Below are 25,996 nucleotides of genomic sequence, written 5' to 3'. Positions count from 1 at the left end.
ATTTCTGACGTCGCACCGATGATTTCCGCCCGTCTGTGTTGTCCTTATCAATGGGCGCGCCTGGATGGTCCAGCGGCCCGGATAGCAAGGTGGTCCATGAGATTGTTACAAGGTCGGAATGTCGTCGTTGGAGGCGGCCGTGGTGTCGGTCGCTCGATCGCAGAAGCCGCCCTCAGCGAGAGAGCGACGGTCATGGCTGTCGCCCGCGGCGAGCCGGCGCTGGCGCAATTTGCCTGGGAAACTCCGGGCGTGAAGACGTTCGCGGTCGACGCAACCGTGGAGTCCGCCCCTGACGAGGTCTTTGCCGCGCTGGAGCCGGACGCCCTGGTGATCTGCGCGGGTGCCCTTGCCCCCTCCGCGCCCCTACATGAACAGAACTGGAAGGCGTTCTCCGCAAACTGGGAGACGGACGTCAAGATATCGTTCCTGTTTTGCAAGGCCGCGCTCCGACGTCCGCTCAAACCGGGCGCCCGGATCATTCTGATCTCCAGTGGCGCAGCCTTGACCGGGGGGCCACCGAATTCCGGCGGCTATGCCGGCGCAAAACGCATGCAGATGTTCCTGGCCGGTCATAGCCAGAAGGAATCGGATCGGCTCGGCCTGCGCTTCATGGCGCTTGCGCCTATGCGCATCATGCCAGGGACCGGCGTGGGCGACGCCGGCATCGAGAGCATTTCGGCCTATATGGGCATGCGGCCGATGGAGTTCATCGCGGGCATGCTAGACATGCAAACGCCGGCCGAAGTGGGACGTGCGGTGGTCGCACTCGCCACCCAAAAACCGCAAGGATGTTCCTTCGCAGTGAGCGGTAGCGGGCTTGCGCCGGCGGGCTGAGGCGCGCGTAATGCAAACCGGACTCAAAAATGCCGGATCCGCATGACAGACGCCCAGGCACCTCTCAAGCCGATACGCCAGCCGGGCCAGCCGATCCTGGATCGACGGCCTTCGAGCAGTTCACGGCGACCCATCGCCGGGAACTTAAGCTCCATTGCTATCGCATGATGGGTTCGCTGCACGAGGCGGACGACCTCGTCCAGGACACGTTTCTGCGCGCCTGGCGTGCAAGGTCGGAGTTCGACGGGCGGGGTTCGATTCGCGGTTGGCTCTACACGATCGCGACCAACTCTTGCCTCAACGCCCTCAAGGCCAGATCGAGGACGCGTCGCATTCTCCAGCAGCCGGGACGGCCGGCCTTCCACGGACGGGCCACAGACGGGCCTGCAGCCGAGGTCACCTGGTTGGAGCCTTACCCGGATGCGGAGCTGCCAGGCCTCACTGATGGTGAGCCGGGTCCGGAAGCGCGCTACGAGACTAGCGAAGCCGTCCAGCTCGCCTTCGTCGCCGCGATCCAGGACCTGCCACCTCTACTGCTTTCCGACGTGCTGGGATGGTCGGCTGTCGAGACGGCGGGACTGCTGGGTGGATCGACAGCTTCGATCAACAGCGCATTGCAGCAGGCCCGCGCAACCCTCGCGGCGCGATATCCAGAGGGACGTCCCATGCAGCGATCGAAGCCCGGCCGGGAAGAAGGCCTGCTGCTCGAACGTTACATGCAGGCCTGGCAGGCCGCCAATCTCGACAGCCTGATCGAGCTGCTGCGGGAGGACGCCACCTATCGCATGCCGCCCTGGCGGGAATGGTATCAAGGACGCGCGGCGATCCGCGGTTTCCTCGAGACCATCTGGGGTAACTTTGCGGGCTTCCGCACCATGGCAACCGGTGCCAATGCCCAGCCGGCAGTCGGTGTCTATTCCCGCAGCCACAATGACCCTGCGTGGCGAGCCCATTCCCTGCATGTGATCGAGCCCGCTGACGGCGGAATCGCGGCCCTGACGGTCTATGTGCCGCCGCTCGGCCCGAAACTGTTTCCGGCCTTCGGCCTGCCGCCGGCCTGGCGTCATGCTTAGAAGGCCTGGACCTCACATTCCCCAACGGGCCGACCGCGAGCCGCATTTTCCGGCAGGCGGTCACGGTGGGCTTTCAACGATTCCTTAACCTTGCCGAACTGAGCGCCGGAATTTCGGCGGCCGCGCGGATTGACGCCGTTGACATTTGAACAAAATTAGAACAAATGACGAACATACTGAAAACAGGAGAGCGTTATGACCGGTCTTGTTCACGATGTCGTGTCACTAGTGTGCATGAGCACGTTTCTCATTTCCATGGCGATCTGGATCGGAGCGATGTGAGGCAGCGCTGAAGACGTGGCTCAAACGCTGACGTTCTTCACGGGGTGGGGCAGCCGTCGGAGCTCGGTGGTTCAGTGCTGCTTTGTCAGCCGGCCTTGCGGGCTGCTTCGACAAGCAAAGGTGCCGCGGGTCCGAAGATGTCCTCGAAGGCGGATTTCAGCGCGAGATCGAGGTCGGCCATCCCCAAGGGAAGGCCGAGGTCGACTAGGCTGGTGACGCCGTGATCCTGCACGCCGCACGGCACGATGCCGCTAAAGTGGCTGAGATCCGGCTCGACATTGATGGCGATGCCGTGAAAGCTCACCCAGCGCCTCAGCCTGATGCCGATGGCGGCGATCTTGTCCTCGGCCGGCGAGCCGTCGGGTCGGACCGGGCGATCCGGCCGTACCACCCAGACGCCGACGCGGTCCTCGCGCCGTTCGCCGCGCACGTTGAAGGTGGCGAGCGTGCCGATGATCCATTGTTCGAGCGCCGCGACGAAGGCGCGGACATCCTCGCGCCGCCGCTTCAGGTCGAGCATCACATAAGCGACGCGCTGGCCTGGCCCATGATAGGTGTATTCGCCGCCGCGCCCGGCCGCGAATACCGGAAAACGGTCCGGCTCGATCAGGTCATCGATGCGGGCGCTGGTGCCAGCGGTGTAGAGCGGCGGGTGCTCGACCAGCCAGACCATCTCGCCGGCGGCGCCGCTTCGGATCGCTTCGGCACGCGCCCCCATGACGGCAAGCGCATCCGGATAGGCGGTGAGGCCGGGTTCGATCCGCCATTCGACCGGTGCCGAACCGGGCAGGGGCAGGAACGACGTGGCGATCTGGCTGCGTTCTGTCATGGCGTGTCTCGTGTCGCCTCACATATGGCGGCAATCGGCTGAAACGTCCAGTTCCGAGCGCGTTCCACCCCTTTGGAGCGTTATGCCGAATCCCGGGCAATTATTGCGCGACGCGCCCTTGTTTCGCCGGAAACGATTTGCTACACGCCGCGAGCCGGTTCGTTTCGGCTCCTACCACGTGCGGTCGTGGCGGAATTGGTAGACGCGCAGCGTTGAGGTCGCTGTGGGGCAACCCGTGGAAGTTCGAGTCTTCTCGACCGCACCAGCTTTATCCAATAATCTCTTATTTTATTACGCAATTTTCTTTTTCACTACAGCTCTTCCCAAGTCTGTTTGTGCAAGCTGAAACGCTGTGCGAACCTGCGGCTGGTTGGGCGCGGAATGCCGCGCGCTAAGCGCATGGTTGAGCCGTCATCAAATGCCAGCTGCTTCAAAGACCCGAACCGTGTCGCGAAGCGGGCCCTTGGGAATTCTCGGCAAAAAATGCGCTTTTCACGCAAGCTCACGCGGCTATCTATTGATGTGATGCGCGGCAAATAGTCCGCTGGTTGCATTATCTCGGGGCTTGTTTGCGGACGCGACTTTCCAGCCGCATAAGCAAATAGTCGACTTCTTGTCTGGCCGCCGCCGACAACGCACTGCCCGGCTTGCGCTGGGCGTCGGACGCGATGGCACCGCGCTTCATCATCACATATTTGCGTACCGCAAGTCCCACACCGGGTTGCTGCTCATAGCGCAGGTAGGGCAGGTGGGCGTCGAAAAGATCGTGCGCCTTGTCGCGCTCGCCGGCGACCGACAATTTCACCACGTCGACGAGCATATCGGGGAAGGAATAGCCGGTCATCGCGCCGTCGGCGCCGCGCTCCATCTCGAAGTCGAGGAAGAGGCCGCCATTGCCGGTGAGGATAGACAGCGGCCGCAGTGAGCCGTCCTTCTGAAAGCCGCGCAGCGCGCTGATCTTCTCCAGGCCCGGCCAGTCCTCGTGCTTGAGCATGAAGCAGGCCGGATTGTCGGTGACGATGCGGCGGATGACGACCGGGGTCATGACGACCGAGAGGGTCAGCGGATAGTCCTGCAGGACGAAAGGAACATCCTCGCCGACCGCTTCGGATGCGTTGCGGAAATAGGTGACGATCTGGTCATCGGTGCGCAGCGCCGGCGGCGGCGCAATCATCACGCCTTGCGCGCCAACCTCGATCGAGGCGCGCGCAAGGCTGCGCATGGCGGCGAAGCCAGGGGCGGAGACGCCGACGATGACCGGCAGCCTGGTGCGCGCCACGATGCGCTTCACGATCTCGAGCGATTCGCCAGCGTCGAGCTTTGGGGCCTCGCCCATGATGCCGAGGATTGTCATCCCATCGACGCCGCAGCGCTCGTAGAAATCGACCATCGAATCAAGTGATTCCCAGTCGATCTTGCCATCCGCCTCGAACGGCGTCGGGGCAATGGTGTAGACACCTTTGGTGTCAGGACCGATGGCCATGAGATCCTCCTAAATTCAGCTTTCAGTCATAGCGCAGGACCGACGGTCCGATCCAACCCGGCAGTTGGTCCGGACGGGCGGGGCGCGAAGTAACCGCATGGTAAGCTTGCTTCGCTATCACATTGATAATGCCATCGATGGCATATTCTGCATCTCGGTAAATTAGTATGTCATTAACTATAGGGGTAAGGGACTACAGTCCATCGACAAGATGGTCGTTGCGCCTTGCCTTGTTTATGGCAACTTACGTGGCAGGCGCGTCTGCACTAAGTCCGCAGTCTTTCTTCCACCTAATGCTGGTTTATGCTCAGAAATTCACCGTCGGTATTCCGATCTTGTTTATCAGTGGGGTCTGTTCTGCTGCGCTTATTTACGGCCGAGCAGAGCCAACTCGCTACGTCGTAGATTTGGTTCGAGGGCGCTGGCGTGCCTGTTTACTGGTTCTGCTGTTCTTCTTCGCGAGCTTGACCGCGTACTCTACCTACAAGATGGCCATCCCGTCCGTCGTTCCATTCTATGCGGACAACTGGTTAGCCGATCTGGATGAATGGCTGCACGGGACTGCGCCGTGGGAACTCACGCACAGGCTCGACAGCAATACGTGGTCGATCGTCGTCTTCAACAGCTATGAGGTGATTTGGTTTTTCCAATGGTTCGGCACCATGCTTTTCGTGTCTCTCTGGTCGGACAAGATTGGCCGCATCCGCTACCTCTGGGCAGCAGCGCTGACGTTATGCATCCTCGGCACCATCTTGGCCTCGGCGCTGGCGTCGGTCGGGCCGATCTACTACCACCAGTTTGTTGGCGAGGACCGCTTCAGCGGACTCAAGGTCGCCATGGACGGTCTCGACTATAGCCACATGGTGCGGGAGCCCGCCGCATATCTTCTCACGGCTTACCAGAGCGGCCGGCCAGACCTTGGCGGCGGCATCTCGGCCATGCCAAGCATGCACGTCGCCTTTGCCACACTGAATGCCTATCTGCTTTCTTCCCTCAATATCTGGCTCGGTATTCTCGGTTGGATATTCGCAGCCCTGATAATGTACGGTTCGGTATATACCGGATGGCACTATGCTGTTGACGGCTACGTCTCCATTATTGTGGTGTCGGTGATCTGGTGGGTAACCGGACGCCAGCCAGCGCAAATTGAGACACAGTTTGCGATACGCCAACCCATAGAAGGTTAGATGTGCGACGCCTGACAATGTCAGCCAGGGGCAACAGCGCTGGTTAATTTATTGGCCGCGCCAGCAATTGCAGACGCCCCACAGCGACGGCGAGGTCAAACCTTGGAAAAGAGAAGGTCTTGGCCGATTCCGGGAATGGCTTTGCTAAAATGAAGATCCAGCTTTAACCTTCTGCAGCGCATTTCCAGGTCGAAAACCGGGTTTGATCCTCTATCTGTCCGGGAACGCCGCACGGAACGGAGCCAGCTTCATGAGTGACAGCCAGGTCAAGGTAAGGATTGCGGGTGGGAACGCCATTCGAAGCCTGCATGCCGACCTGCCAGTCAACGCCACGTTCCATATCTGGCTTAAGGCGGCCAAGCCGGACGTTCCGGGCTCGCTGTCTTTTTCCAATGTCCGTGGCAAGTTCGGCGAGGTGAGCGTTACGAACGCCGAAGAGTATGAATTCAGAATTTTTCACGTCTTCGGCGGTGGCAGTGTCGAACTCGACTACGACACGGATCAGACCTCGGTATCGGTCGCCTACTGGTTCGCATTGGCCGACGTGCTGGAGACAGGCATTACAGTTATCCACACCAATCCGGGAAATGCCCCGCCGAACATTCCTGACAGCTATCATTTTCGCCCGCCGTTCGGCTGGATGAACGATCCAAACGGATTCGGCCGGTTTGGAGGTCGCCCACATCTCTTCTACCAGCATTATTCCCATGGGCTTCGGTGGAACACGATGCACTGGGGGCACGCCGTATCTTCCGACTATTTGCGATGGCGTCACATGCCCATCTTCCTGTTCCCGTCGGAAGATCTTACCGCAAGGCCCGACAAACGGGGCGGTGCGTATTCCGGCTCAGCCATCCCGCTTGCCGATGGCCCTGGTATTCGCGTCTTTTTCACCGAGCAGGTACAGGACCGTATCCCGGAACAGCAGATCCAGCTCACTGCCACTTCCAGCGACCTCATTACGGCGGGAAATGCCGACGTCATCCTGCCCTACCGCCCCCTTGACGAGGGATTGACCACCGATTTTCGTGACCCATACGTCTTCAAGGGACCGGATGGCCGTTGGAAAATGCTGCTGGGCAGCCAGAGCGATGAGGGCGGCGTTGTCCTGCTCTACGAAACCCAGGACCATACGGCCGCCACCGGCTGGACATACATCGGCAAGCTTCTGGTCGAGAAACACTATCGGACGACGGCGATCGAATGTCCCTGTCTGCTGCCGCTCGACGGGCCTGCGACCGATCCCGCGACGCGCTGGGTTCTAATTCTCGGCCTGATGAATAGTGAGGACCAGTCCACCCGGCGCAAGAATCTGACAATGGCCATTGTCGGCTGGTTCGATGGTCAGACCTTTTCCAAGGAATTCGAACAGGAACTGGACTTCGGGACGGATAACTACGCCTTCCAGGCCTTCGTCGACGGTGATGCCATTGTCGGTATTGGATGGCTTGCCAACTGGGCCGATACCGGACCGGCGATCGATTTCCCCACAGCCATGACGTTGCCTCGCAACATCCATTTGTCTGCAGGCGAGTTGCATACCCCGCCCATCGGAGCAGCCGAGAGCCTGCGGAGCCATATTCTGGACCGAACGCGCCTTGCAGCCGGAGAGCAGGTAAGCTTTATCAACGGCTCCGTCGAAATCCTGTTCGAGTTGGAAAAGCCGGGTGCCCATTTCCGCCTGAAGCTCCATCATCCAACTGTTCGCCTCGAGGTTGTCGTCGACGACGAGGGACTTGCCATTTGTCATGAAGACGGGGGCGCAGCTCAGTCTCCTCACTATATCGCCAAGGGAGCCCGTCCAAGACGGCTGCGGATATTCCTCGACTACGGATCGATCGAGGTCTTCGCGGATCGCGGTCGATGGGCTGGCACGAAGCGGATCAGCGGTTTTGAGCCAGTACAATCGGCGCGTCTCATCGCCGAAACGGGCGCCGTTCTACACGCGACGGTATGGGCGCTCAAACCGTGACAAGGAGATCAATCTTTCCAGTTTAGGATCGGGCGTCGTCAAACACCGACCAATGAACGAGGCCTTCGACGACGCCAAAGGCAAACTGTTCCTTCGCGCTGTAAATCAGCGGGTTGTCCCGAGCCATGTCAAGCAGTTCGGGTAGGGCATTGGCGACGACAATCCCGCGCGCACCCGGCAGGTCGAACATACTGCGATCGTTGTTGGTATCGCCGGCGACCACCACCTCATCCAGGCCGATGCTGAGTTCATTGCAGAGCCAGGCCAGCGCCTGGCCCTTGTCTGCCGAACGCGGCAGGATATCGAGATCGCGTCCGCTGGAATAGATCATCGTCACCGACAGGCCGGCCTCGGCCAGAGCGCGCTCGATGCTGGCAAGGGCTTCCGGACTTGCTTCGTGCAGGTACCAACTCGATTTGAAGGCGTGTTGATAGCCATCGGGTTGGCGAACGGTGTCTTCGAGCGATCCGAGCACCGCATCGACTTTCTCAAGAGACCAGCCTTCCGAAAACCTCTGGGTAAAGTGCCCCAGATCAGTAAAGTGTGCGAGACGCGAGGTGTGCCGCGGACCGGCGAGCATTGTGCCGACACCGCCGATCACGTAGTCCGGCGCTGGCAGGCCGACTTCGTCGACGAAGTTTAAAATATCGTCGGCCAGACGACCGCTGTTGTAGACGAGAACCGGCCGGTGCTCGGGGTCGAGCGCTTCCCATTTGGAACGGAAGCGTGATGTCGCCGGCGCATCGCCTGCCAGAGTCCCGTCGAGGTCACTCGATAGAAGCGCGATCGGTTTCAATCGCCGTCGTTCCACGGCTCATCCCAATCATGGTCGTCGACCGCCTTCAGCACCGGACGTCCTTCGACAAGGCTGACAAGCTGCTGCGCGATACCTGTCCAGGTGAACAGGCTGCGCGCCTTGTGCGCACCCATGCGACCCAGTCGGCCGTAGAGGCGCTGGTGCTTCATAGGCTTGACGATCGTGATGCCGAGATCTTCCTTGTCGAACGGATCACCGAACAGCGCGTGCCGGCCATAGCTGATCCCGCGATAGAGGCCGCCATGGATCGTAACCACGGTGGGCGTTCCGCAGGCCATTGCCTCGATCCCGGTCATGCCGAACGGCTCGTAGCGGCTCGACAGGACGAACATGTCCGCCGCCCGATACGTGTCGGCCAGATCCTCGTCGGCAACATATCCGGAGAAGACGACACGATCCTGCAAGCCTAGCTGTTCAACCTGTTCCTTGAGCTGGTTCAGGATCTTCTGTTCCTGCTCGTCCATGTTCTCGCCGCCGACTGCAAGTCTCAGGACCGCATCCGGCACACGCGGCGCCACCACGGAAAACGCATCGATCAGCAGGTCGTACCCCTTGTTGGTGGCGAGCCGGCCGAGCGCCAGGATCGTTCGCCCTTCGAAGCCGAGCCGATGGCGGATCAGCCGGCGAGACGCCTCGCTGACGGGGAAGAACCGGTTGTCGTCGTAACCGGGCGGGATCATGTGCACGCGGTCGCGCTCGAGACTGTAGTCCTCGACCAGCATATCCAACTGCGGCGGCGTTGTTGCAATCACCATGGCACAGCTTCGATAGATGATGGTCTCGTGCTTTATGCGCTCGGTGAAATTGAACTCGGCCTCGAATGTATCGGCCTTGTCCGGGTAGTCCGTCTTCATCTGGCGCTTCTTCCATATGCCGAGCGAATGCGGCGTATGGATGTGCGGGATATTAAGAGCTTCCGACAGTCGCTGCCCCGCCAGGCCCGCATCCCAGTAGTGACTGTTGATGAAGTCGTAGGAGAGGTTTTCCCTGCGAATCAGGCGCAACGCGTTTTCACACCACTCGAGAAGATGGCGGTGGAGGTATTCCTTCGGAATAAAATCGGGTCCGCCGCAGGCGACACGCAGGACACGAACCCCGTCTGCCACTTCATCGATAGGAGGCTGGTCTTCAAATCGCCGCGTCCAGATATCGACGGCATAGCCCAATTGGGCCAGCTTTTTAGCAAGTTCCAGGACGTAGACCACCTGTCCGCCGGTATCGGCCGCGCCGAGTGGTGGGTTGGCAGCTACGTAGCCGTGGGTTGAAATGAGTGCAATTCGAGGTGTCGCCGCATCCGAGTTGACGTCCGGCATCTGTATCCTTCTCTACGATTCTGCACGCCCGCAGTCGAAAGCGTGCGCCAATTCACAACTATAAGGATTCCACCACCCATCCGCAAATTCCAGGCACGCGCTCAGGTCAACGCAATTGACGTGATGGTAAGGCAAACCGGCTCTGTTGCATGTTTCGGTCACCGAGTGGCCTCAAACAGCGTTGGACGGTTGTTCGAGGATTTATGGTGTCCAAAGGCCGCCATTTCGATCGGTCTGTCATCCTTTGCGCCCGTTGGTCTCTGGCTCAGGAGCTGAGCCTACGCCTCCTTGAGGAGATGGCCGAGTGCGGCATCAACGTCCGTCCCTCAATCCGGTTGCGCCTGGCTTCGCTCCCCGGTGAGGAAGGGTGGATTTCGTTTGATATTCCCGCGCATTGCGCAATAGAGCTGCGGAGCCTCAGGTCGAATCGTGCCGCCGCTCTATCTTTGTGTTTGAGCATCGGATTTTCCCAAAACCGGTTTCCACTTCTGGGTCCAATGCTCTAGACCTGACAGGCACCTTTTCCGGAATTCTGATGGCGGGAGGCGCTGGTGAAAGGCCAGGACGAACAGACGACCGGCGCCAGGGCCGCTGAGGACAGCCACGCCGACATTTATGGCGAGGACGGCGCCATTCTGTCTTCCTTCCTTGCCGCGATCGGTGCAGCGATTGCCGATCGCGACACGCTGACGCTGAAGCGTGAAGTCGACGACCTGCACCAATCGGAACTTGGCGATCTGCTCGAGGCGCTTCATCCCGAACAGCGCCGCGCGCTGGTCGACTTGTTGGGCGCCGATTTCGACTTTTCCGCGCTGACTGAGGTCGACGAGGCGATCCGCCGCGACATCGTCGACAGCCTGCCCAACGCGCAGATTGCCCAGGGGGTGCAGGATCTCGATTCCGACGACGCGGTCTACATTCTCGAGGATCTCGAAAAGGAAGACCAGGACGAGATCCTGTCGCAACTGCCGTTCACCGAGCGGATCAGGCTGCGCCGCTCGCTCGACTATCCCGAAGAGACCGCCGGCCGCCGCATGCAGACGGAGTTCGTCGCGGTGCCGCCGTTCTGGACGATCGGCCAGACCATCGACTACATGCGCGAGGACAACAACCTTCCCGACCGCTTCAGCCAGATCTTCGTCATTGATCCGAGCTTCAAGCTGCTCGGCGCCATCGATCTCGACCAGATTCTGCGCACCAAGCGCTCGATCAAGGTCGAAGAGGTCATGCATGAGACCAGGCACGCCATTCCGGCCACGATGGACCAGGAAGAGGCGGCGCGCGAATTCGAACAATACGACCTTCTCTCCGCCGCCGTCGTCGACGAGAACGAGCGGCTGGTCGGCGTGCTGACCATTGACGACGTGGTCGACGTCATCCAGCAGGAAGCCGAGGAGGATCTGCTGCGCATGGGCGGTGTCGGCGACGAAGAGCTGTCGGATAGCATTCTTTCGACCTCGCGCTCGCGGGTTCCGTGGCTGCTCGTCAACCTGCTGACGGCGTTCCTGGCGGCCTCGGTGATCGGCCTGTTCGACCGCACGATCGAGCACATCGTGGCGCTGGCCGTGCTGATGCCGATCGTCGCGGGCATGGGCGGCAATGCCGGCTCGCAGACCATGACGGTCACGGTGCGGGCGCTGGCAACCAGGGACCTCGACATCTACAATGCCGGCCGCATCATCCGCCGCGAGATGGGGGTGGGCTTCATCAACGGCATCATCTTCGCCATCCTGATCGGCATCGTCGCGGCCGCCTGGTTCCGCGATCCCAATTTGGGCGGCATCATCGCAGCGGCGATGATCATCAACATGTTCGTCGCCGCACTTGCCGGCATCCTGATCCCGCTGCTGCTCGACCGGTTCAAGATCGACCCGGCCGTGGCCTCGGCGGTTTTCGTCACGACGGTCACCGACGTCGTCGGCTTCTTTGCCTTCCTCGGCCTCGCCACATGGTGGTTCGGCGTGCGCTGAGCGAACGTGCGGTTATGCCTTCAATTGACTTTTACGTAAATGCCATGCGAGATTTTGGAAGTGCCTGTCGGCCGATTCTGACGCGCGTCTGGACGATAGCGAGGCCGCATGGTTGGAACTCGCAGCGCGGCTGGGCATTTGGAGTGACGATGCGGGAATATTATTCGATCACCGAACTGACCCGCGAATTCGATATTTCGACGCGGACGCTGCGCTTCTACGAGGACGAGGGGCTGGTGCAGCCGGTACGTCGCGGCCGTACGCGGTTGTTTCGCCCGTCGGACCGGCACCTCATCCGCCAGATCATGCGCGGCAAGAGACTCGGCTTTTCGATCAATGAAATCCGCGAAATCATCCAGATGTATAAGGAGCCGCCCGGGGAGGTCGGTCAGCTCAACCTGATGATCAAACGCATTGAGGAAAAGCGCGAGGATCTGCGCCAGAAGCGCCGGGACCTCGAAGAGACCTTGGCCGAACTCGACCAGGCCGAGGAATCCTGCGTCGAGCGATTGGTGGAGCTCGGCGTCAACACCTGACCGGCCCTTTCGATAATTCTACTCTGAAAAGACCTTGCTGCACGCCTCAAATCCAGCGTCGCACCTTTTTCGCGTAGTCCCGGTATTTCTTGCCGAATTTCGTCGTCAGCACTTTTTCCTCGCCCTCAATCGCCATTTTCTGCGTTGCGAAGGCGGCGATGATCGCCAGCGGCAGGAACCATACGATCCCGGAGACAAGGGCCACGCCGATCAGCAGCAGTGTGTTGGCCAGATATATTGGGTTGCGGCTGACAGCAAAGGGGCCTGATGTCACCAGATGGTCCGGCACGGCGTTTGGGTGGAGCGTCGTCTTTGCCCGGATCATGGTGCGGATCGCCGTGAACCAGAGTGCGACGACGCCGAACAATGCCACCCAGCCGGCCGCGAACAGGATGTCGCCGAGCAGGCCGCCGATCCATGGCAGCGGGTAGAGCAAGCCAAGCCCGATGCTGACGGCGATGGCCGCGACATAGATCAGCGGCGGCCAAGGTATAAACCCCGGTTTAGGTTGCCCCGGTTTCTGTTGATGGTCGGTCATTGTGCTCCTCCCTCCATCAAAGTGCTGTCGGCTTTGGCAGTGCAGGCGCCGGCGAGCTCGTTGAGATGTGCCTTCCATTCCGCAGCCTGGTCGGTGCGGTAGAGCCGATCAAGCGTGGCCTCGCCCTCGAGTGTATCGAGCATGCACACACAATAGCTGGAGCAGAACTCCGTGTCGCGCGATTGCTCGCACGATGTCTGGCATTCTTTCAGGAAGGTGACCTGCCTGGTCTCGACCGGTGCCGGCACCACTTGCGAAAGCAGCCAGACCGAGCCGATCAGCACCGGCTGGTGGATCAGATAGAAGGCGAGGCTGTGCCGGCCGATAAAGACCAGCGGATTTGTCCAGCGGCCGGGCGTCAGGCCCGCCAGCCGCGTCAGCAAGCCGGAAGTGAAGGCGAGTTTTGCCGCCGCGATGCCCACAAGCACGGCGCCGAACCATGGAAACAGCGGCACATAATCGTTGGAGCGAGGATTGGTTGCCGACAGGCCGACCCACCACAGGGCCGGATGGTCGAAGATCTCGGACCTGAGGTAGAGCGGCGCGGTGATGACGAAAGCCGCGACAACAAGCGTCAGCAGCGCCGGCAGCCGCAGAAACGCCAGGCCGAGCAGGCTGGCGAGCGCGATCTCGTGCAGGATACCGAAGAAGATGAAACTGTCCGGCGTGGCAAGCCTCGTGGCAGCGGATATGGCGAGCGCCGCACCAGCGACCATGGCGAAGCGTTTCCAGAAACCGTTCCAGCGGATCTGTTTGCCATGGGCGAGGAACAGACTGACGCCGACCAGGAACAGGAAGGTCGAAGCGATGCAGCGCGCGTAGAATTTCCACCAGCCGAAGGCGGTCAGACCGGGATCGGTGTAGCCGAAGAATTCGAGATCCCAGGTGAAATGGTAACTCGCCATGGCAAGCAAAGCGACGCCGCGGGCGACGTCGATGGCGATGATGCGCTTCGGCTTCGGTTGATCCTGAACGGATACGGTCAGCGTGTCGATGCTCATGGTCTCGCAATTCTGATTCAGCAGAGCAAGACGACTATCACGATTGCCCCGGACAAAAGAAGGCGGCCACACACGGCCTCGGCTCCGGTTCGCGCCGGCGTCGCATCAAGGCCGGCATTAGAGCGACGTGCGTCCACTTGGACGCACAAAGTTCGCTCTAACGCTTTTGAATCTACGCATCGTGCTTTCCGAGAATCGATTCCGATTTCGGGCCGATGCGGTAGGCCAGCGCCGGAAAGCCTTTGGCCGGTTCGCTTTTTGCCGTGAACGGGTCGGTTTCCTGTTACCGACCCAGGGATGGCCACGGCAGATTTGGCGCTCACGTCCTGCTTTGGGCGATTCTGCTTCGGGGACAGCAATGGCTACCCATGTGCGCCATCCACTCGGGCTTCCGGCCTTGCGACCAGCGGATGCGCGCACCTTCGCCTCGCTCTATGCGGTCGAATCCTTCGCGCGCGCCACCGTGTCGAGCGTCATCCCGATCCAGGCCTACGAAATCCTCCGCAACGAGCAGATCGTCTCGATCCTCTACACCGTCGCGGCGCTGCTCGGCCTGTCGGTGACGCTGTTCATGCCGATGCTCATCCGGCGCTTTGCCCGACGCTGGGTCTACACATCAGGTGCCTGCCTGCTTGCCGTCGGCTCGCTGTTCTTCGTCACGCACACGCTCGCTGGGCAGTTGGTGGGCATGCTTTGCCGCGTGATGGGCGCCAGCGCGTTGTCCATCACGCTCAGCCTCTACATTATGGACCACATCCGCAAGACCGATTTCATGCAGGCCGAATCGCTGCGCATGGCGTGGTCGATGCTCGCCTGGACAAGCGGGCCGACACTCGGCATCTTCCTCTACACGCGTTTTGGCATCTATGCCGCGCATGGCGCGGTCGCCATCTTCGCCATGGCCCTGCTGGCGCTGTTCTGGACCAACCGGCTCGGCGACGATCAGTCGATCCGCCCTGGCAAGACGCGGCCGGCCAATCCGCTCGCCAATATCGGCCGCTTCGTCGCGCAGCCGCGTCTCAGGCTGGCCTGGCTGATCGCCTTCGGCCGCTCCTGCTTCTGGACGACATTTTTCGTCTACGGGCCTTTGTTCATGGTGATCACAGGCGAGGGCGAGCTCGCTGGCGGCCTGCTGGTCTCAGCGGGCAATGCGCTGTTGTTCACGGCCATCTTCTGGGGCAGAGTGGGACAGCGTTTCGGCGGCCGGCGAACCATGACGTCAGCCTATTTCGCCCTGTCGGCCATGCTGCTGGCGGCAGGCGCCGTCGGCGAATCCGTGCCGTTTCTTACCGGCGCCTTGCTGCTGTGCGGCGCGCTCTTCGCCATCGCTCTCGACGCGTTGGGCTCGACCGCCTTCATGCGCTCGGTGCGGTTCTATGAAAGGGCTGAGATGGCGGCGGTCTATCGCACCTATCTCGACTTTTCCGAGCTGACACCGCCGTTGGTCTATTCGGTGGTGCTGGCGTTTTTCGGGCTGGGCTCGGTGTTCGCCACGCTCGGCCTGCTGGCGGCGGGCTGCGGTTTTGTCACCTGGCGGTATCTGCCGAAGTCGCTTTGATCGTCAGAATCTTGGTGAAAGCGTTGTATGCCGCTCGCGCACCCAGTTGTGGAAGCGATGCAATTCATATTCCTCGGGCATCAGCATGCGGCCTTGTGGCGCATCGAGCGCAGGCCTTTCTGGTTGATCTCGCAGATATCAGCGTCCTCCTCCAGCACCTGCCTGCCGAAAGCGACGATCTTGTCGATATTAGCCGTTGGATCGGCGAGCGCTTCGGACGAAAAAAGCCATTCGGCGGTCAGTTCGGTCTGCTCCGAGCCGAGCGGCACCAGCCGCACGGTCCTGACATAGTCGACATGGCCGACGATGAACATCGACGGCAGGCTGGTGGCGTAGGTCTGCCCGGCGGAACGCTCGGCTGAAGTCAGGTCGGGAAAGACCGGCCGTGGACGCGCCCGTCTCGCGACCATGTCACGGCTCCGGCCCGCAGGCCACCGGAAACTCCGGCGCATCATTGTCGGCGTGACGGGTCCGTTCGGGGTCGTCGTCCCGACCCATCAGGCCGCGGCCATAGATCGACACCAGCCGCGACGATCTCCTCAGTGCCGACACAGAACGTCCTGAACGCCAGCGGCTGGGCAAGGTCGGCCTCTCGGCAGACGAGCAGCTAGCTACGATACCAGATGGCGTCGAGATCGCGCTGATAGGCCTCGATGTCCCAGTAGGCCGAGGACGGCAGCGACGGTTCAAGTCGCGTCAAACCGTTAAAGGGATCGTGCTCGCTCGGGCTGGGCTGCATGACCGGCTCCTGTGATACGCCAGCCGACACCCGGTCGCGAACACTGTCAATCGCAGCGCCGGGCTGGCTGGCCTGCCGAGAGGCGCATTCGCGCTGGTGGCTGGCGGAATTTGGTTTGCCGGACGCGACGATTCTGCCTATAGTCGCAGCTGTCGTCGGTTCCGTTTGGAGCCGCGGATGATCCCGAAACCGGAATCGGTTCCGGAAAGGTCATGCGCAGAGTCTAAGTGTTAGAGCGTCCTTGTGCGTCCATTCGGACGCACGGCGCCCTAAAGGGAATGCGGTGAGGGCGAATTGTTGGCCCAATGCCGTGGCTGCCCCCGCAACTGTGTGCGGTTAGTCCTCTCCATATGCCACTGAAGAGTTTCTTCGGGAAGGTGGGGAAGGGCGTTGATCCGCGAGCCAGGAGACCTGCCGGCGACAGGAAAACTGACTTCTATGCCCTCGGGTGGAGGGCGAAAGGACAAGACATGAATACCGCTTCCGTCTCGCTCGGCACTTCCGTCTCCTCGCAGTCGCGCTTCGTGCAGCTGGCGCTTGCTGCATTTCTCGGCATTTTCGTGATGGGCTTTGTCGGCTTCTCGCATATCGATGCGGTCCACAATGCCGCTCACGACTATCGCCATTCGATGGCGTTCCCCTGCCACTGACGAGGGGCTGACATCATGACACTGTTTCGCAACGTCGTGTTCATCGCGGCGATCGCAGGGCTTGTGGCAGGCGTCGTTCTCGCCTGCATGCAGGCCTATGCCACGGTGCCGCTCATTCTGAAAGCGGAAGTCTACGAACAGGCCGGCGGTGGTCACACGCATGACCATGCCGCGGCGCCGGCTGCGAACGCCGGGGATACGAATGCTATGACCAGCGCGGCGCCAGCGCCGGCCGAAGCTGCCGCCCCGGAAGAGGAGGGCTGGACGCCGGCCGACGGCTTCGAGCGCTTCGCCTTCAATATCGTTGCCAATGTGGTCACCGGCATCGGCTTTGCGCTGATCTTGGTCGCCGCTTCGGAGTTCGCCGGCGGCATCGGCAATTGGCGTCAGGGCCTGTTCTGGGGCTTTGCCGGCTTTGCCGTATTCACGCTGGCTCCGAACCTTGGCCTGCCGCCCGAATTGCCGGCGATGCCGGCGGCCGATCTCACCCAGCGCCAGATCTGGTGGACGGCGACCGTGATGGCGACCGCGGCGGGTCTCGGCCTGCTTGCCTTCCGCAAGTCCTTGCCACTGGCGCTGATTGCCGTAGCGTTGATCGTGGCGCCGCATATCGTCGGCGCGCCGCAGCCCGACAGTTTCGAATCGCCCATCCCAGAAGGCCTGCATCACCAGTTCGTGGTGGCGGTGACGCTGACCAATTTGGTGTTCTGGCTGGTGCTCGGCGGCATCGTCGGCGTGGTGCGTGGCCGCTTGACCGGCACCGCGACCGGCCTGCGCGACAGCTTTGCCTGATCGCGTTGCCGGGACGCTGACCCTGGTCATCGGCGGTGCACGCTCCGGCAAGAGCGCGCATGCCGAAAAATTGGCGACGGCCTGCCCGGCGCCGTGGGCCTATATCGCCACGGCGCAAACCTATGACGACGAGATGCGCGAACGTATTGCGCTGCATCGGTCGCGGCGCGGCGAGGGCTGGACGACCATCGACGCGCCGCTCGATCTCGTCGGCGCGATCGAGGCGCTGCCTGACGGCCGGCCCGTCCTGATCGACTGCCTGACTTTGTGGCTGACCAATCATATGCTGGCCGAACATGACGTTGAGGCCGAATGCCGAGGGCTGGCGGATGTGCTGTCACGACCGCGCGGGCCGTGGTTCGTGGTTTCGAACGAGGTCGGCCAGGGCATCGTGCCGGACAATGCGTTGGCTCGCCGGTTTCGCGATGCCGCCGGCCGGCTCAACCAGCAAGTCGCGGCAGTGTCCGATACGGTGCTGCTGATGGTGGTGGGGCTGCCGCTCAAGGTGAAGTGACATGGCTGATACTATCGATCCCAAGGACGAGGAGCGCCATCGCGACAAGATGACCAAGCGCAAAGCGGTGCAGGACGCCGAGGTCGCGGCAAAAACGGTCGAGAAGGGGCTGCTGATCGTCAACACCGGGCCAGGCAAGGGCAAGACCACTGCCGCCTTCGGGCTGGCGCTGAGGATGGTCGGCTACGGCAGGCGCGTCGGCGTCGTCCAGTTCATCAAGGGCAAATGGCACACCGGCGAGAAGGACGCCTTTGCCGCCTTCGGCGACCGGGTCGTCTGGCATACAATGGGCGAGGGCTTCACCTGGGAAACGCAGGATCTGAAGCGCGACATCGCCGCCGCCGAAGCGGCCTGGGCCAAGGCGCTCGAGCTGATGGCCGATCCGTCGATCAGCCTTCTGGTGCTCGACGAACTGAACATCGCGCTGCGCTACGATTATCTTGATCTCGACAAAGTGGTGGCGGCGCTGAAAGGCCGCCGCGAAAACCTGCATGTCGTCGTCACCGGCCGCAACGCCAAGCCGGCGCTGGTCGATGCCGCCGATCTTGTCACCGAGATGGGCGTGACCAAGCATCACTTTTCCGCTGGCGTGAAGGCACAGCAAGGAATCGAGTTCTGATCACTTCGCAGCAGGAGAACTGTCTGTTGGAACAAGCGGTAATCGTCTATCTTCTTCTGAATGACGGGCAGTTTGGAACGTCGAAAGAACGCGCTTCCATTCTCGCGCTGGAAGATCGGCTAGAGCAAGTCCTCGGCAATGCTTCGGTCGGTGAGTTTGATGGCGATGAGTTTGGCGACGGCAAGTGCATCCTCTATATGTACGGGCCAGATGCTGAGCGACTCTTTGTTGTGATTGAACCAGTATTGAAATCTTCTCCTGCAGCTGTCGGTGGCTATGCGATCAAAAGGTTTGGCAAGGCCGCTGATTCAAGAGCAAGGGAAGTCCGCGTTACTTGGTGACTTGAGTTCCCGACCCGTCCGATGGGTCACGCAGCGATGACGATCACCGACAGCACGCCGAACAGCGCGATCAGCAAAAAGTCGGCGACCCGATAGAGTTTCAGCGCCCGCCTGATGTCGGCGCTCTCGGCATCGCGGTGGCCGCCTTCGCCCATGAACGTATCGTCGACCATGACGCCGTCATAGGAACGCGGGCCGGCGAGCGCCAGGCCAAGCGCGCCGGCCATCGCCGCCTCCGGCCAGCCGGCATTGGGCGAGCGGTGCTTTGTCGCGTCGCGCTGCACGGTGCGCCAGGCGTTGCCGGCATCGGCGCCTTTGACGAAGAAAGAGGCACCCACGATGAGCAGTGCGGTCAGCCGCGACGCCGGCAGGTTGATCAGATCGTCGAAGCGCGCTGCCGCCCTGCCGAAGGCCTCGTGGCGCGGGGTGCGGTGGCCGATCATCGAATCGGCCGTGTTGGCGGCCTTGTAGGCGACGCCGCCGGCCAGCCCGCCGACGCCGATCCAGAAGACGGGCGCAACGACGCCGTCGGAAAAATTCTCGGCCAGGCTTTCGATCGCCGCGCGGCAGACGCCGGCTCTGTCGAGCTTTTCCGGATCGCGGCCGACGATCCTTGAGACGGCAGCACGGCCAATGTCGAGTCCACCATTGTCCAGTCCGTCGGCCACCGCCTCGACATGCTCGGCCAGGCTCTTCTGCGACAGCAGCGACGTCGCCAGGATTGCCGTGAGGACCAGTCCAGCTGGAATGCCCGAAAGCATGGCTTCCACGGCGAAGGCGATGGCGGCCGGCACCAGCACGATGATCAGCAGCGCATGAACACCGCGCCGGCGACGCAGGGCGTCGGAATCAGTATCGCGGTTGAGCCTGCGGTCGAGAAAGGATATCAGCCTGCCGAACCAGGTGACGGGATGGCCGATGGCGCCGAACAGCCAGGCCGGGTAACCCACGGCGAATTCAACAACCAGTGACAGGAAAGCGGTCAGGATCGACATGAAGTCTCTTGATGGAGCGGCGACAGTGGTGGATCACGGCGGAAGCCTTGGCCGGGCGAGGGCGCTTTTTCCGCATGCGCCGCAGCCCTTCGTCGACCTCTCGACCGGTATCAATCCGCACTCCTATCCGTTTTTCGATCTGCCCGCCACCGCCCTGTCCAGATTGCCGGAAGCAGCGCGGGTCCGCGAGTTGGCCGAAGTCGCGGCAAGCGTTTATGGCGCGCCATCGGCAGCGAATGTGGTGGCGACGCCGGGCACGCAGATCCTGTTGCCGCGCGTCGCCTCGCTGGCGAGCCCCGGCAAGGCGCTGGTGCTCGGGCCGACCTATGCTGAACATCACCGGGCAGCGGCAATCGCCGGCCATGCTGTGACGGAGGTCGATGTTTTCGAGGTCCTGGCAGGAGCCGATCTCGCCATCATCGTCAACCCCAACAATCCGGACGGGCGCATCATCGAACGCAAGAAGCTGCTCGATCTTGCCGGAAAATTGCGCGCCAAAGGCGGGTTGCTGGTCGTCGATGAGGCGTTCATGGATGTCGGGCCGCACGCGGAAAGCCTGGCCGGCGATGTCGAGCAAGGCGGCATTGTCGTGCTGCGTTCCTTCGGCAAATTCTTTGGCCTCGCCGGCCTGCGGCTCGGCTTTGCACTGGCCGACGCGCTGACGGTCGAACAGCTCGAGGCGCAGTTCGGGCCATGGGCGGTCGCCGGCCCAGCGCTCGAATACGGTATCCGCGCGCTTGCCGACAGCGGCTGGCGGGCCGAGATGCGATGCCGTCTGGCAGAGGATGCAGCACGGCTCGATGCGTTGTTCGGCCGCTTCGGCGTCTCAGTCGCCGGCGGGACCACGCTGTTCCGCTATATCGGGCTGGCGGACGCCGCCGGACTGTTTTCGGCGCTTGGCGAGCGCGGCATCCTGCTTCGGCATTTTTCCGGCCGGCCGCATGTGCTGCGCGCCGGGCTGCCGGGTCCTGACGAGGAATGGCAGCGGCTCGAATCGGCTCTTGCCGACTGGGCGCAACAGCGCGACGATAACACCAAGGAGGTCAAGCAATGATCCATGTCTGTTCGCTATCGAAGGTCGAGGAAACGGTCGCGAGAACCGGCGCCGAGCGGCTGCTTTCCCTGCTGGCTGCAGGTACCGAGGTGATGCGGCCGGCGTCGATCGCCCGGGAAAACCATCTGCATCTGGTCATGCATGACATTGCGGTGGCGCAAGAGGGCATGACCATGCCGGGCGAAATCCATGTCCGCGATCTGCTCGATTTCGCGCGCCGATGGGATCGTGCAAGGCCGCTGGTCGTGCATTGCTATGCCGGCATCAGCCGTTCGACCGCCTCGGCTTACATCATCGCGGCGGCATTGGCGCCGAAGCGCTGCGAGGTCGAATTGGCTGAGACGCTGCGCGCGTTGTCGCCGACGGCGACACCTAACCCGCGGCTGATCGCGGTCGCCGATACGCTGCTCGATCGCAACGGCCGCATGATCGGCGCGATCCAGGCGATCGGGCGCGGCGCGGACGCCTTCGAAGGTACGCCTTTTGAGTTGAAGATCGACGCCTAATGCTGTCGCCCAAAAGTGCGCAGCGGTTTTGGGGTAACGACATGTATAAAAACAAGAGCTTAAAACGCGTCGCATAAATCCGTTCAGACGCGACGCGCTTTAGAGTTTGACCAAGATCTTTTCCGAAACCCGGTTTCCGCTGTTTGCTGCGCTGACCTTCAGTTCGGGACCATGGCCTGACTATGCCAGCCAGTCGGCCAGCTTCGCCTTGCGCACATCCTTCAACAGGCTGATGAAGCCGTCGGCCTGATGGTTGGCGGTAAGCCTGCCCTTTTCGGCCGTTGCAATGCTGGCGTCCCCGACCACGCCGTTCGGGTTGAGATCGGTGGCGATCCAGGCGAAGGCGTGCGTTCCGGTGTGGCGCAGCAGTGAAAATTCCTTTTCGGCGCGGGCGACGTTGGACACGAAATTGTCGGCCTTTGCCATGTCGACCAGATCCGGCCGGAAATGCAGCATCAGCGAGGTCTCGACATCGCCGCCATGGATGCCGTGGCGATCCTCAAGCTCGGTATACATGCCGGCCGGCCGGCCAAAGCGCTGCCAGCTCGTCTTCACCGCCAGCATCTTTGCACGCACGCGCAATTCGCGCGTGATGATGCCCATGATCTCTTCGTTGCCGCCATGCGAGTTGACGACGATCAGTTTCCTTAGCCCGGCCCGCGCGATCGACAGGCCAAGCTCGGTCCACGCCTCGATCAAGATCGGCGCCGGCAGAGTGAGGGTTCCCGGTGCATGCAGGTGCTCGTTCGACTTACCCACCGCCTGGACGGGCAGGATGCGGATGTCGAGATCGGCGGGCAGGCGGGCGATCACCGTGTCGAGCATGCCGGTCATGATCGAGGTGTCGGTCGAAACCGGCAGATGCGGGCCGTGCTGTTCGATCGCCGCCACCGGCAGAACGGCGATCGTCGCCTCCGGATCGATCGTGGCGTATTCGGTGGTCCGGTAGTCGCCCCACCACACGCGTTTGTTTGCAGCGGTCATGTCATGCCTTTTCGATAGACTGGCCTTTTCGATAGACTGGCCTCTTCGATGCACGGCCAGACCTAGCGCGGGAAGGATCGCCTGTCGATCACCCTGCCGCGATGACCTCGATCTCGACCTTGAATTCCGGCCGCGCGAAACCGGACACGATCATCAGCGTCGAAGCCGGCGCCGGGCTGGTGAACAGCCGATCGCGAACGTCCATATAGGGCCGCAGGAAGGCGCGGTCGGTGACATAGGTGTTGATGCGGACGATGTCGGAAAGTCCAAGCCCGGCCTCGCCAAGAATCGCCGCGATGTTCTGAAAACAGAGTTCGGCCTGTGCGTCGGCATCCTCCGGGATCTGATCGTCCGGAGCGATGGCGACCTGGCCCGAACACAGCACCAGCCTCTTGCCGGGAGGCACCTCGATGCCATGACTGTAGCGGGCGAAGGGCGGCTTGATCGACTTCGGCGCCAGGAATTTGAACATGAAAATCTCCAATCTGATGTCAGCCTAAAGCCGGATTGGCGGCCCGTTCAAGATGCAGTGCATACTATCAGGGCGATTGTGGACAGGCGTTCAAAAAATAGGCACGATGCCCCCGGTACAGCATGACCGTCCGGCCTTCGTGCACCACCGTTGCGCAGGCGGGCGGCCTCGGTGATGGCATGTGTCTTGCTTCTTGAGTCGATGGTGTCGAGCCCGGTGCGTGGCGCACCGGAGCCAACAGAGGGTGGTGTGGATGGACGGAAAACTTAAGATTTCGGTGGGCGCGATCGTGCTGCTTGCCGCAAGCACGCTAAGCGCGGCAGCGAACGAGAAGGTCACCTTCGGCACCAACTGGCTCGCCCAGGCCGAGCACGGTGGCTACTATCAGGCGGCCGCTGATGGCACCTATGCGGCTTGCGGGCTCGACGTGACGATCATGCAAGGTGGCCCGCAGGTCAGCGGTCGGCCGCTGTTGCTCGCCGGCAAGATCGACTTCTACATGGGCGGCAACATGCTGCAGGCCTTCGACGCCGTTCAGCAGGACATTCCGCTGCGCGTGGTCGCCGCCTCATTCCAGAAAGAGCCGCAGGTGATCATGAGCCATCCGGGTCAGGGCCTCGACAAATGGGAGGATTTGAAGGACGCGGACCAGTACATTATTGGCGACGAAGGTGCACAGAGCTACTTCCAATGGATGATCACGGAGTTCGGCTTCGATCCGGCCAAGCGCGTGCCCTATACGTTCAACCCCGCACCTTTCATCGCCAATCCGAAGTCGATCCAGCAGGGTTACGTGACCTCGGAGCCCTTCGCCGTCGCCAAGGAAGGCGGCTTCCAGCCCAATCTGTTCCTGCTCGCCGACTACGGCTTCGACACCTATGCGACGACGATCGAGACCATGCAGGCCACGATCGACAAGCGGCCGGAGGTGGTTCAGTGCTTCGTCGATGGCTCGGCCAAGGGTTGGTACAATTATCTCTACGGCGACAACGCTGCCGCCAACGCGGCGATCAAGAAGGATAACCCCGACATCAGCGACGAGCAGATCGCGTTTTCGATCGAGCAGATGAAGAAATTCGGCATCGTCGATTCCGGCGACACGGAAAAACTCGGCATCGGTGCGATGACTGACGCGCGCATCGAAAGCTTCTACGACAAGATGGTCAAGGCCAAGGTCGTGCCGGCCGGCGTCGACATCAAGAAGTCCTACACGCTGGCCTTCGTTAACAAGGGCGTCGGGATCGACCTGAAGAAATAGCACCCAGGCATGATGCAGGAGAAAGTGCCGCAAGCGCCGGCAAGCGCATCGGGCAAAGGTCCGATGCTGCTGGCGCTGCGTGGCGTCGGCAAGGTCTTTTCCAACGGCGTGACGGCGCTCAGCGATGTCGACCTGACGATCCGGGAAGGCCACTTTCTCAGCCTTCTCGGCCCGTCCGGCTGCGGCAAGTCGACGGCCTTGCGCCTCATTGCTGGTCTTGCGACGCCGACCTCCGGCGTGCTCGACTGGCGCGGCAGCAGCTCTGTCGACCGCTCGAATATCAGCTTCGTCTTCCAGGAGCCGACGCTGCTGCCCTGGGCCGATGTCTTCGACAATGTCTGGCTGCCGCTGCGGCTGAAGGGCGTGTCGCGGGCCAAGGCTGCGCCTGTCGTGATGGAGATGCTGGCGCGGGTCCACCTGACCGGCTTCGAGCATGCCGTGCCGCGCGAGCTGTCCGGCGGCATGAAGATGCGCGTCTCGATCGCCCGCGCCATGGTGACCAAGCCGCGCGTGCTTTTAATGGACGAGCCGTTCGCAGCGCTCGACGAGATCACCCGCTTCAAGCTCAACAACGATCTTCTGGAGCTATGGCAGGACGAGCATTTTACCGTCGTCTTCGTGACCCACAGCGTCTTCGAAAGCGTTTTCCTCTCCAGCCGCGTCGTCGTCATGGCGGCGCGACCGGGCCGGGTGTTCAAAGAACTCGTCATCGATGCGCCCTATCCGCGCAATGAAGCCTTCCGTACTTCGCCCGCCTATGCCGCGCTTTGCCGTCAGGCGTCCGATGTGCTGATCGGCGCCATCAACTCAACTGCCGGACCGCACCATGACGGCCATTGAAGAACACGTGCTGAGGCTCGATCCCGAGGAGGCGCGTCGCGTGCGCCAGGAGCGGCTCGAGCGCATCGGCCGATGGGTGCTGCCGCTGGCGATCATGATTCTGGCCATCTGGCTGTGGGACCGCATCTGCGTCTGGAACGACATCCCGAAATATATCCTGCCGCGCCCCGGTGTGGTGTTGCAAACGCTGTTTGACGATGCCGGGCTGCTGTTTTCCTCGCTGCTGGTGACGCTCAGGGTCACCTTCCTCAGCCTGCTTCTGGCCATCGTCGGCGGTGTTGGGTTGGCGGTCCTGTTCGCACAATCGAAATGGGTGGAGATGTCGTTCTTCCCGTTTGCCATCGTCCTGCAGGTGACGCCGATCGTCGCGATCTTCCCATTGATCAACATCTACGTCGACAACCAGACGACGAAGCTTCTGCTGTGTGCCTGGATTGTCGCCTTCTTTCCGATCCTGTCCAACACCACGCTCGGCCTCAATTCCGTCGACCGCAATCTGCGCGACATGTTTAGGCTTAACGGCGCGACCCGCTGGCAGCAATTGCGTTATCTCAGGCTGCCGGCAGCGATGCCGTATTTTCTTGGCGGGCTGAAGATCGCCGGCGGCCTGTCGCTGATCGGCGCGGTGGTGGCCGAGTTCGTCGCCGGGGCAACCGGCCAGTCGTCGGGGCTTGCCTCGCGCATCATCGAGGCCGGTTACCGGCTTAACGCCCCGCGGCTGTTTGCGGCCCTGATCCTGATCTCGTTCACCGGCATTCTGATCTTCCTGGTGCTGTCGCTGATCTCGCATCTCATTTTGCGGCGCTGGCATGAAAGCGCGCTGAAGCAGGAGCGATGAA

29 protein-coding genes, 1 tRNA gene, 1 pseudogene and 1 riboswitch are annotated in these 25,996 nt (G+C 61.8%); of the genes and pseudogenes, 19 read left to right on the top strand and 12 right to left on the bottom strand.

What is annotated here, in order from left to right:
- The first annotated feature begins 96 nt into the window (after nt 1-96).
- On the top strand, nt 97-834 hold the full coding sequence (locus CIT31_RS10530) for an SDR family oxidoreductase (RefSeq protein ID WP_095518568.1): 738 nt from the start codon (nt 97-99) through the stop codon (nt 832-834).
- A 29-nt stretch (nt 835-863) separates the two neighbouring features.
- Complete coding sequence (locus CIT31_RS10525) at nt 864-1,907, top strand: RNA polymerase subunit sigma-70 (RefSeq protein WP_245316170.1); 1,044 nt, start codon at nt 864-866, stop codon at nt 1,905-1,907.
- A gap of 367 nt (nt 1,908-2,274) precedes the next feature.
- Here the strand turns inward: CIT31_RS10525 and lipB are convergent, their stop codons facing one another.
- Nucleotides 2,275-3,018, bottom strand: coding sequence for a lipoyl(octanoyl) transferase LipB (gene lipB / locus CIT31_RS10520; protein ID WP_095518567.1), 744 nt, complete (start codon nt 3,016-3,018; stop codon nt 2,275-2,277).
- Nucleotides 3,019-3,198: 180 nt separating this feature from the next.
- Between lipB and CIT31_RS10515 the strand changes: the two genes are divergently transcribed.
- A tRNA-Leu gene (locus CIT31_RS10515) sits at nt 3,199-3,283 on the top strand.
- Between the two features lie 288 nt (nt 3,284-3,571).
- Here the strand turns inward: CIT31_RS10515 and CIT31_RS10510 are convergent.
- Nucleotides 3,572-4,501: a dihydrodipicolinate synthase family protein gene (locus CIT31_RS10510; protein WP_095518566.1), complete on the bottom strand. Its 930-nt coding sequence runs from the start codon at nt 4,499-4,501 to the stop codon at nt 3,572-3,574.
- Nucleotides 4,502-4,719: 218 nt separating this feature from the next.
- Between CIT31_RS10510 and CIT31_RS10505 the strand changes: the two genes are divergently transcribed.
- Together CIT31_RS10505 and CIT31_RS10500 are read left to right on the top strand one after the other, a co-directional pair.
- Nucleotides 4,720-5,688 (top strand): phosphatase PAP2 family protein, encoded by a 969-nt coding sequence (locus CIT31_RS10505; RefSeq protein ID WP_245316169.1) that lies wholly within the window; start codon nt 4,720-4,722, stop codon nt 5,686-5,688.
- A 250-nt stretch (nt 5,689-5,938) separates the two neighbouring features.
- Nucleotides 5,939-7,660: a GH32 C-terminal domain-containing protein gene (locus tag CIT31_RS10500; RefSeq protein WP_095519308.1), complete on the top strand. Its 1,722-nt coding sequence runs from the start codon at nt 5,939-5,941 to the stop codon at nt 7,658-7,660.
- A gap of 22 nt (nt 7,661-7,682) precedes the next feature.
- Here the strand turns inward: CIT31_RS10500 and CIT31_RS10495 are convergent, their stop codons facing one another.
- A complete protein-coding gene (locus CIT31_RS10495; RefSeq protein ID WP_095518564.1) occupies nt 7,683-8,456 on the bottom strand; it encodes an HAD-IIB family hydrolase in 774 nt (257 codons plus the stop codon).
- Nucleotides 8,453-9,790 carry a glycosyltransferase family 4 protein gene (locus CIT31_RS10490; RefSeq protein WP_095518563.1) on the bottom strand — a complete coding sequence of 446 codons (1,338 nt, stop codon included), beginning with the start codon at nt 9,788-9,790 and terminating at the stop codon, nt 8,453-8,455. Before CIT31_RS10490 ends, CIT31_RS10495 begins: the two co-directional genes overlap by 4 nt.
- 203 nt (nt 9,791-9,993) lie before the next feature.
- Between CIT31_RS10490 and CIT31_RS33400 the strand changes: the two are divergent.
- The 3 genes and pseudogenes from CIT31_RS33400 to CIT31_RS10480 all read left to right on the top strand — a co-directional run.
- A pseudogene (locus CIT31_RS33400) lies at nt 9,994-10,110 on the top strand (IS6 family transposase); the annotation flags it as partial.
- Nucleotides 10,111-10,341: 231 nt separating this feature from the next.
- Entirely contained in the window at nt 10,342-11,760 is a 1,419-nt protein-coding gene (gene mgtE, locus CIT31_RS10485) for a magnesium transporter (protein ID WP_095518562.1), read from the top strand.
- A gap of 149 nt (nt 11,761-11,909) precedes the next feature.
- Nucleotides 11,910-12,296, top strand: a complete 387-nt coding sequence (locus CIT31_RS10480) for a MerR family transcriptional regulator (protein ID WP_065012286.1) — start codon at nt 11,910-11,912, stop codon at nt 12,294-12,296.
- A 46-nt stretch (nt 12,297-12,342) separates the two neighbouring features.
- Here the strand turns inward: CIT31_RS10480 and CIT31_RS10475 are convergent, their stop codons facing one another.
- Complete coding sequence (locus CIT31_RS10475; protein ID WP_065012285.1) at nt 12,343-12,834, bottom strand: methyltransferase family protein; 492 nt, start codon at nt 12,832-12,834, stop codon at nt 12,343-12,345.
- On the bottom strand, nt 12,831-13,835 hold the full coding sequence (locus tag CIT31_RS10470) for a heparan-alpha-glucosaminide N-acetyltransferase (RefSeq protein WP_095518561.1): 1,005 nt from the start codon (nt 13,833-13,835) through the stop codon (nt 12,831-12,833). The genes CIT31_RS10475 and CIT31_RS10470 overlap by 4 nt, the downstream gene beginning before the upstream one ends.
- Nucleotides 13,836-14,193: 358 nt before the next feature.
- On the opposite strand from CIT31_RS10470, the gene CIT31_RS10465 reads away from it, so the two are divergent.
- The gene (locus CIT31_RS10465; RefSeq protein ID WP_095518560.1) at nt 14,194-15,393 is read left to right on the top strand and encodes an MFS transporter; all 1,200 of its coding nucleotides are present in this window, start codon (nt 14,194-14,196) and stop codon (nt 15,391-15,393) included.
- 80 nt (nt 15,394-15,473) lie between these two features.
- Here the strand turns inward: CIT31_RS10465 and CIT31_RS10460 are convergent, their stop codons facing one another.
- Genes CIT31_RS10460 through CIT31_RS35710 form a run of 3 tightly spaced genes read right to left on the bottom strand, consistent with a single transcriptional unit; the run spans nt 15,474 to nt 16,132 of the window.
- A complete protein-coding gene (locus CIT31_RS10460) occupies nt 15,474-15,803 on the bottom strand; it encodes an SRPBCC family protein (protein ID WP_245316168.1) in 330 nt (109 codons plus the stop codon).
- Nucleotide 15,804: 1 nt separating this feature from the next.
- Nucleotides 15,805-15,945, bottom strand: coding sequence for a hypothetical protein (locus CIT31_RS34150; RefSeq protein ID WP_165778408.1), 141 nt, complete (start codon nt 15,943-15,945; stop codon nt 15,805-15,807).
- 55 nt (nt 15,946-16,000) lie between these two features.
- Nucleotides 16,001-16,132: a hypothetical protein gene (locus CIT31_RS35710; protein WP_280950325.1), complete on the bottom strand. Its 132-nt coding sequence runs from the start codon at nt 16,130-16,132 to the stop codon at nt 16,001-16,003.
- Between the two features lie 230 nt (nt 16,133-16,362).
- A riboswitch (cobalamin riboswitch) is annotated at nt 16,363-16,565 on the top strand.
- Between the two features lie 37 nt (nt 16,566-16,602).
- Here CIT31_RS35710 and CIT31_RS10455 point away from each other — a divergent pair.
- From CIT31_RS10455 to CIT31_RS10435, 5 genes are read left to right on the top strand one after another with little or no spacing between them, the layout of a single operon-like run.
- Complete coding sequence (locus CIT31_RS10455) at nt 16,603-16,782, top strand: CbtB domain-containing protein (RefSeq protein ID WP_029352005.1); 180 nt, start codon at nt 16,603-16,605, stop codon at nt 16,780-16,782.
- Between the two features lie 15 nt (nt 16,783-16,797).
- A complete protein-coding gene (locus tag CIT31_RS10450; RefSeq protein WP_095518558.1) occupies nt 16,798-17,574 on the top strand; it encodes a CbtA family protein in 777 nt (258 codons plus the stop codon).
- Nucleotides 17,567-18,088, top strand: coding sequence for a bifunctional adenosylcobinamide kinase/adenosylcobinamide-phosphate guanylyltransferase (cobU, locus tag CIT31_RS10445; RefSeq protein WP_095518557.1), 522 nt, complete (start codon nt 17,567-17,569; stop codon nt 18,086-18,088). The genes CIT31_RS10450 and cobU overlap by 8 nt, the downstream gene beginning before the upstream one ends.
- 1 nt (nt 18,089) lies before the next feature.
- Nucleotides 18,090-18,707, top strand: a complete 618-nt coding sequence (cobO, locus tag CIT31_RS10440; protein WP_095518556.1) for a cob(I)yrinic acid a,c-diamide adenosyltransferase — start codon at nt 18,090-18,092, stop codon at nt 18,705-18,707.
- A gap of 26 nt (nt 18,708-18,733) precedes the next feature.
- On the top strand, nt 18,734-19,048 hold the full coding sequence (locus CIT31_RS10435; protein WP_095518555.1) for a hypothetical protein: 315 nt from the start codon (nt 18,734-18,736) through the stop codon (nt 19,046-19,048).
- A gap of 26 nt (nt 19,049-19,074) precedes the next feature.
- On the opposite strand, the gene cbiB is transcribed toward CIT31_RS10435, so the two are convergent.
- On the bottom strand, nt 19,075-20,043 hold the full coding sequence (gene cbiB, locus CIT31_RS10430; RefSeq protein WP_095518554.1) for an adenosylcobinamide-phosphate synthase CbiB: 969 nt from the start codon (nt 20,041-20,043) through the stop codon (nt 19,075-19,077).
- Here cbiB and cobD point away from each other — a divergent pair.
- Nucleotides 20,042-21,097 carry a threonine-phosphate decarboxylase CobD gene (cobD, locus tag CIT31_RS10425; RefSeq protein WP_095518553.1) on the top strand — a complete coding sequence of 352 codons (1,056 nt, stop codon included), beginning with the start codon at nt 20,042-20,044 and terminating at the stop codon, nt 21,095-21,097. The two genes, cbiB and cobD, sit on opposite strands and share 2 nt — an antisense overlap.
- On the top strand, nt 21,094-21,603 hold the full coding sequence (locus CIT31_RS10420; RefSeq protein WP_095518552.1) for a tyrosine phosphatase family protein: 510 nt from the start codon (nt 21,094-21,096) through the stop codon (nt 21,601-21,603). The genes cobD and CIT31_RS10420 overlap by 4 nt, the downstream gene beginning before the upstream one ends.
- A 180-nt stretch (nt 21,604-21,783) precedes the next feature.
- Here the strand turns inward: CIT31_RS10420 and CIT31_RS10415 are convergent, their stop codons facing one another.
- Together CIT31_RS10415 and CIT31_RS10410 are read right to left on the bottom strand one after the other, a co-directional pair.
- Complete coding sequence (locus tag CIT31_RS10415; RefSeq protein ID WP_095518551.1) at nt 21,784-22,587, bottom strand: creatininase family protein; 804 nt, start codon at nt 22,585-22,587, stop codon at nt 21,784-21,786.
- 88 nt (nt 22,588-22,675) lie between these two features.
- On the bottom strand, nt 22,676-23,059 hold the full coding sequence (locus CIT31_RS10410) for a RidA family protein (RefSeq protein WP_095518550.1): 384 nt from the start codon (nt 23,057-23,059) through the stop codon (nt 22,676-22,678).
- A 253-nt stretch (nt 23,060-23,312) separates the two neighbouring features.
- Here CIT31_RS10410 and CIT31_RS10405 point away from each other — a divergent pair, with 253 nt between their 5' ends.
- The 3 genes from CIT31_RS10405 to CIT31_RS10395 are packed head-to-tail and all read left to right on the top strand — an operon-like array spanning nt 23,313 to nt 25,995.
- Nucleotides 23,313-24,317, top strand: a complete 1,005-nt coding sequence (locus CIT31_RS10405) for an ABC transporter substrate-binding protein (protein WP_065012276.1) — start codon at nt 23,313-23,315, stop codon at nt 24,315-24,317.
- Nucleotides 24,318-24,326: 9 nt separating this feature from the next.
- Nucleotides 24,327-25,157, top strand: coding sequence for an ABC transporter ATP-binding protein (locus CIT31_RS10400; RefSeq protein WP_095518549.1), 831 nt, complete (start codon nt 24,327-24,329; stop codon nt 25,155-25,157).
- The gene (locus CIT31_RS10395) at nt 25,144-25,995 is read left to right on the top strand and encodes an ABC transporter permease (RefSeq protein ID WP_095518548.1); all 852 of its coding nucleotides are present in this window, start codon (nt 25,144-25,146) and stop codon (nt 25,993-25,995) included. Before CIT31_RS10400 ends, CIT31_RS10395 begins: the two co-directional genes overlap by 14 nt.
- Nucleotide 25,996: the final 1 nt, after the last annotated feature.

The sequence above is a fragment of the Mesorhizobium wenxiniae genome (assembly GCF_002284535.1).
In the GTDB taxonomy this organism is placed as follows: domain Bacteria; phylum Pseudomonadota; class Alphaproteobacteria; order Rhizobiales; family Rhizobiaceae; genus Mesorhizobium; species Mesorhizobium wenxiniae.
Note: the sequence above shows the minus strand (reverse complement) of the source record. Positions and strands in the feature narration are given on the sequence as shown.

Bases quoted from the DNA above. Each gene is read 5' to 3' on its own strand.
- CIT31_RS10530 (WP_095518568.1), top strand. From the start codon at position 97: ATGAGATTGTTACAAGGTCGGAATGTCGTCGTTGGAGGCGGCCGTGGT.
- CIT31_RS10525 (WP_245316170.1), top strand. From the start codon at position 864: ATGCCGGATCCGCATGACAGACGCCCAGGCACCTCTCAAGCCGATACG.
- lipB (WP_095518567.1), bottom strand. From the start codon at position 3,018: ATGACAGAACGCAGCCAGATCGCCACGTCGTTCCTGCCCCTGCCCGGT.
- CIT31_RS10510 (WP_095518566.1), bottom strand. From the start codon at position 4,501: ATGGCCATCGGTCCTGACACCAAAGGTGTCTACACCATTGCCCCGACG.
- CIT31_RS10500 (WP_095519308.1), top strand. From the start codon at position 5,939: ATGAGTGACAGCCAGGTCAAGGTAAGGATTGCGGGTGGGAACGCCATT.
- CIT31_RS10490 (WP_095518563.1), bottom strand. From the start codon at position 9,790: ATGCCGGACGTCAACTCGGATGCGGCGACACCTCGAATTGCACTCATT.
- CIT31_RS10480 (WP_065012286.1), top strand. From the start codon at position 11,910: ATGCGGGAATATTATTCGATCACCGAACTGACCCGCGAATTCGATATT.
- CIT31_RS10475 (WP_065012285.1), bottom strand. From the start codon at position 12,834: ATGACCGACCATCAACAGAAACCGGGGCAACCTAAACCGGGGTTTATA.
- CIT31_RS10470 (WP_095518561.1), bottom strand. From the start codon at position 13,835: ATGAGCATCGACACGCTGACCGTATCCGTTCAGGATCAACCGAAGCCG.
- CIT31_RS10465 (WP_095518560.1), top strand. From the start codon at position 14,194: ATGGCTACCCATGTGCGCCATCCACTCGGGCTTCCGGCCTTGCGACCA.
- CIT31_RS10460 (WP_245316168.1), bottom strand. From the start codon at position 15,803: ATGGTCGCGAGACGGGCGCGTCCACGGCCGGTCTTTCCCGACCTGACT.
- CIT31_RS35710 (WP_280950325.1), bottom strand. From the start codon at position 16,132: ATGCAGCCCAGCCCGAGCGAGCACGATCCCTTTAACGGTTTGACGCGA.
- CIT31_RS10455 (WP_029352005.1), top strand. From the start codon at position 16,603: ATGAATACCGCTTCCGTCTCGCTCGGCACTTCCGTCTCCTCGCAGTCG.
- CIT31_RS10450 (WP_095518558.1), top strand. From the start codon at position 16,798: ATGACACTGTTTCGCAACGTCGTGTTCATCGCGGCGATCGCAGGGCTT.
- cobO (WP_095518556.1), top strand. From the start codon at position 18,090: ATGGCTGATACTATCGATCCCAAGGACGAGGAGCGCCATCGCGACAAG.
- cobD (WP_095518553.1), top strand. From the start codon at position 20,042: ATGAAGTCTCTTGATGGAGCGGCGACAGTGGTGGATCACGGCGGAAGC.
- cbiB (WP_095518554.1), bottom strand. From the start codon at position 20,043: ATGTCGATCCTGACCGCTTTCCTGTCACTGGTTGTTGAATTCGCCGTG.
- CIT31_RS10420 (WP_095518552.1), top strand. From the start codon at position 21,094: ATGATCCATGTCTGTTCGCTATCGAAGGTCGAGGAAACGGTCGCGAGA.
- CIT31_RS10415 (WP_095518551.1), bottom strand. From the start codon at position 22,587: ATGACCGCTGCAAACAAACGCGTGTGGTGGGGCGACTACCGGACCACC.
- CIT31_RS10410 (WP_095518550.1), bottom strand. From the start codon at position 23,059: ATGTTCAAATTCCTGGCGCCGAAGTCGATCAAGCCGCCCTTCGCCCGC.
- CIT31_RS10405 (WP_065012276.1), top strand. From the start codon at position 23,313: ATGGACGGAAAACTTAAGATTTCGGTGGGCGCGATCGTGCTGCTTGCC.
- CIT31_RS10400 (WP_095518549.1), top strand. From the start codon at position 24,327: ATGATGCAGGAGAAAGTGCCGCAAGCGCCGGCAAGCGCATCGGGCAAA.
- CIT31_RS10395 (WP_095518548.1), top strand. From the start codon at position 25,144: ATGACGGCCATTGAAGAACACGTGCTGAGGCTCGATCCCGAGGAGGCG.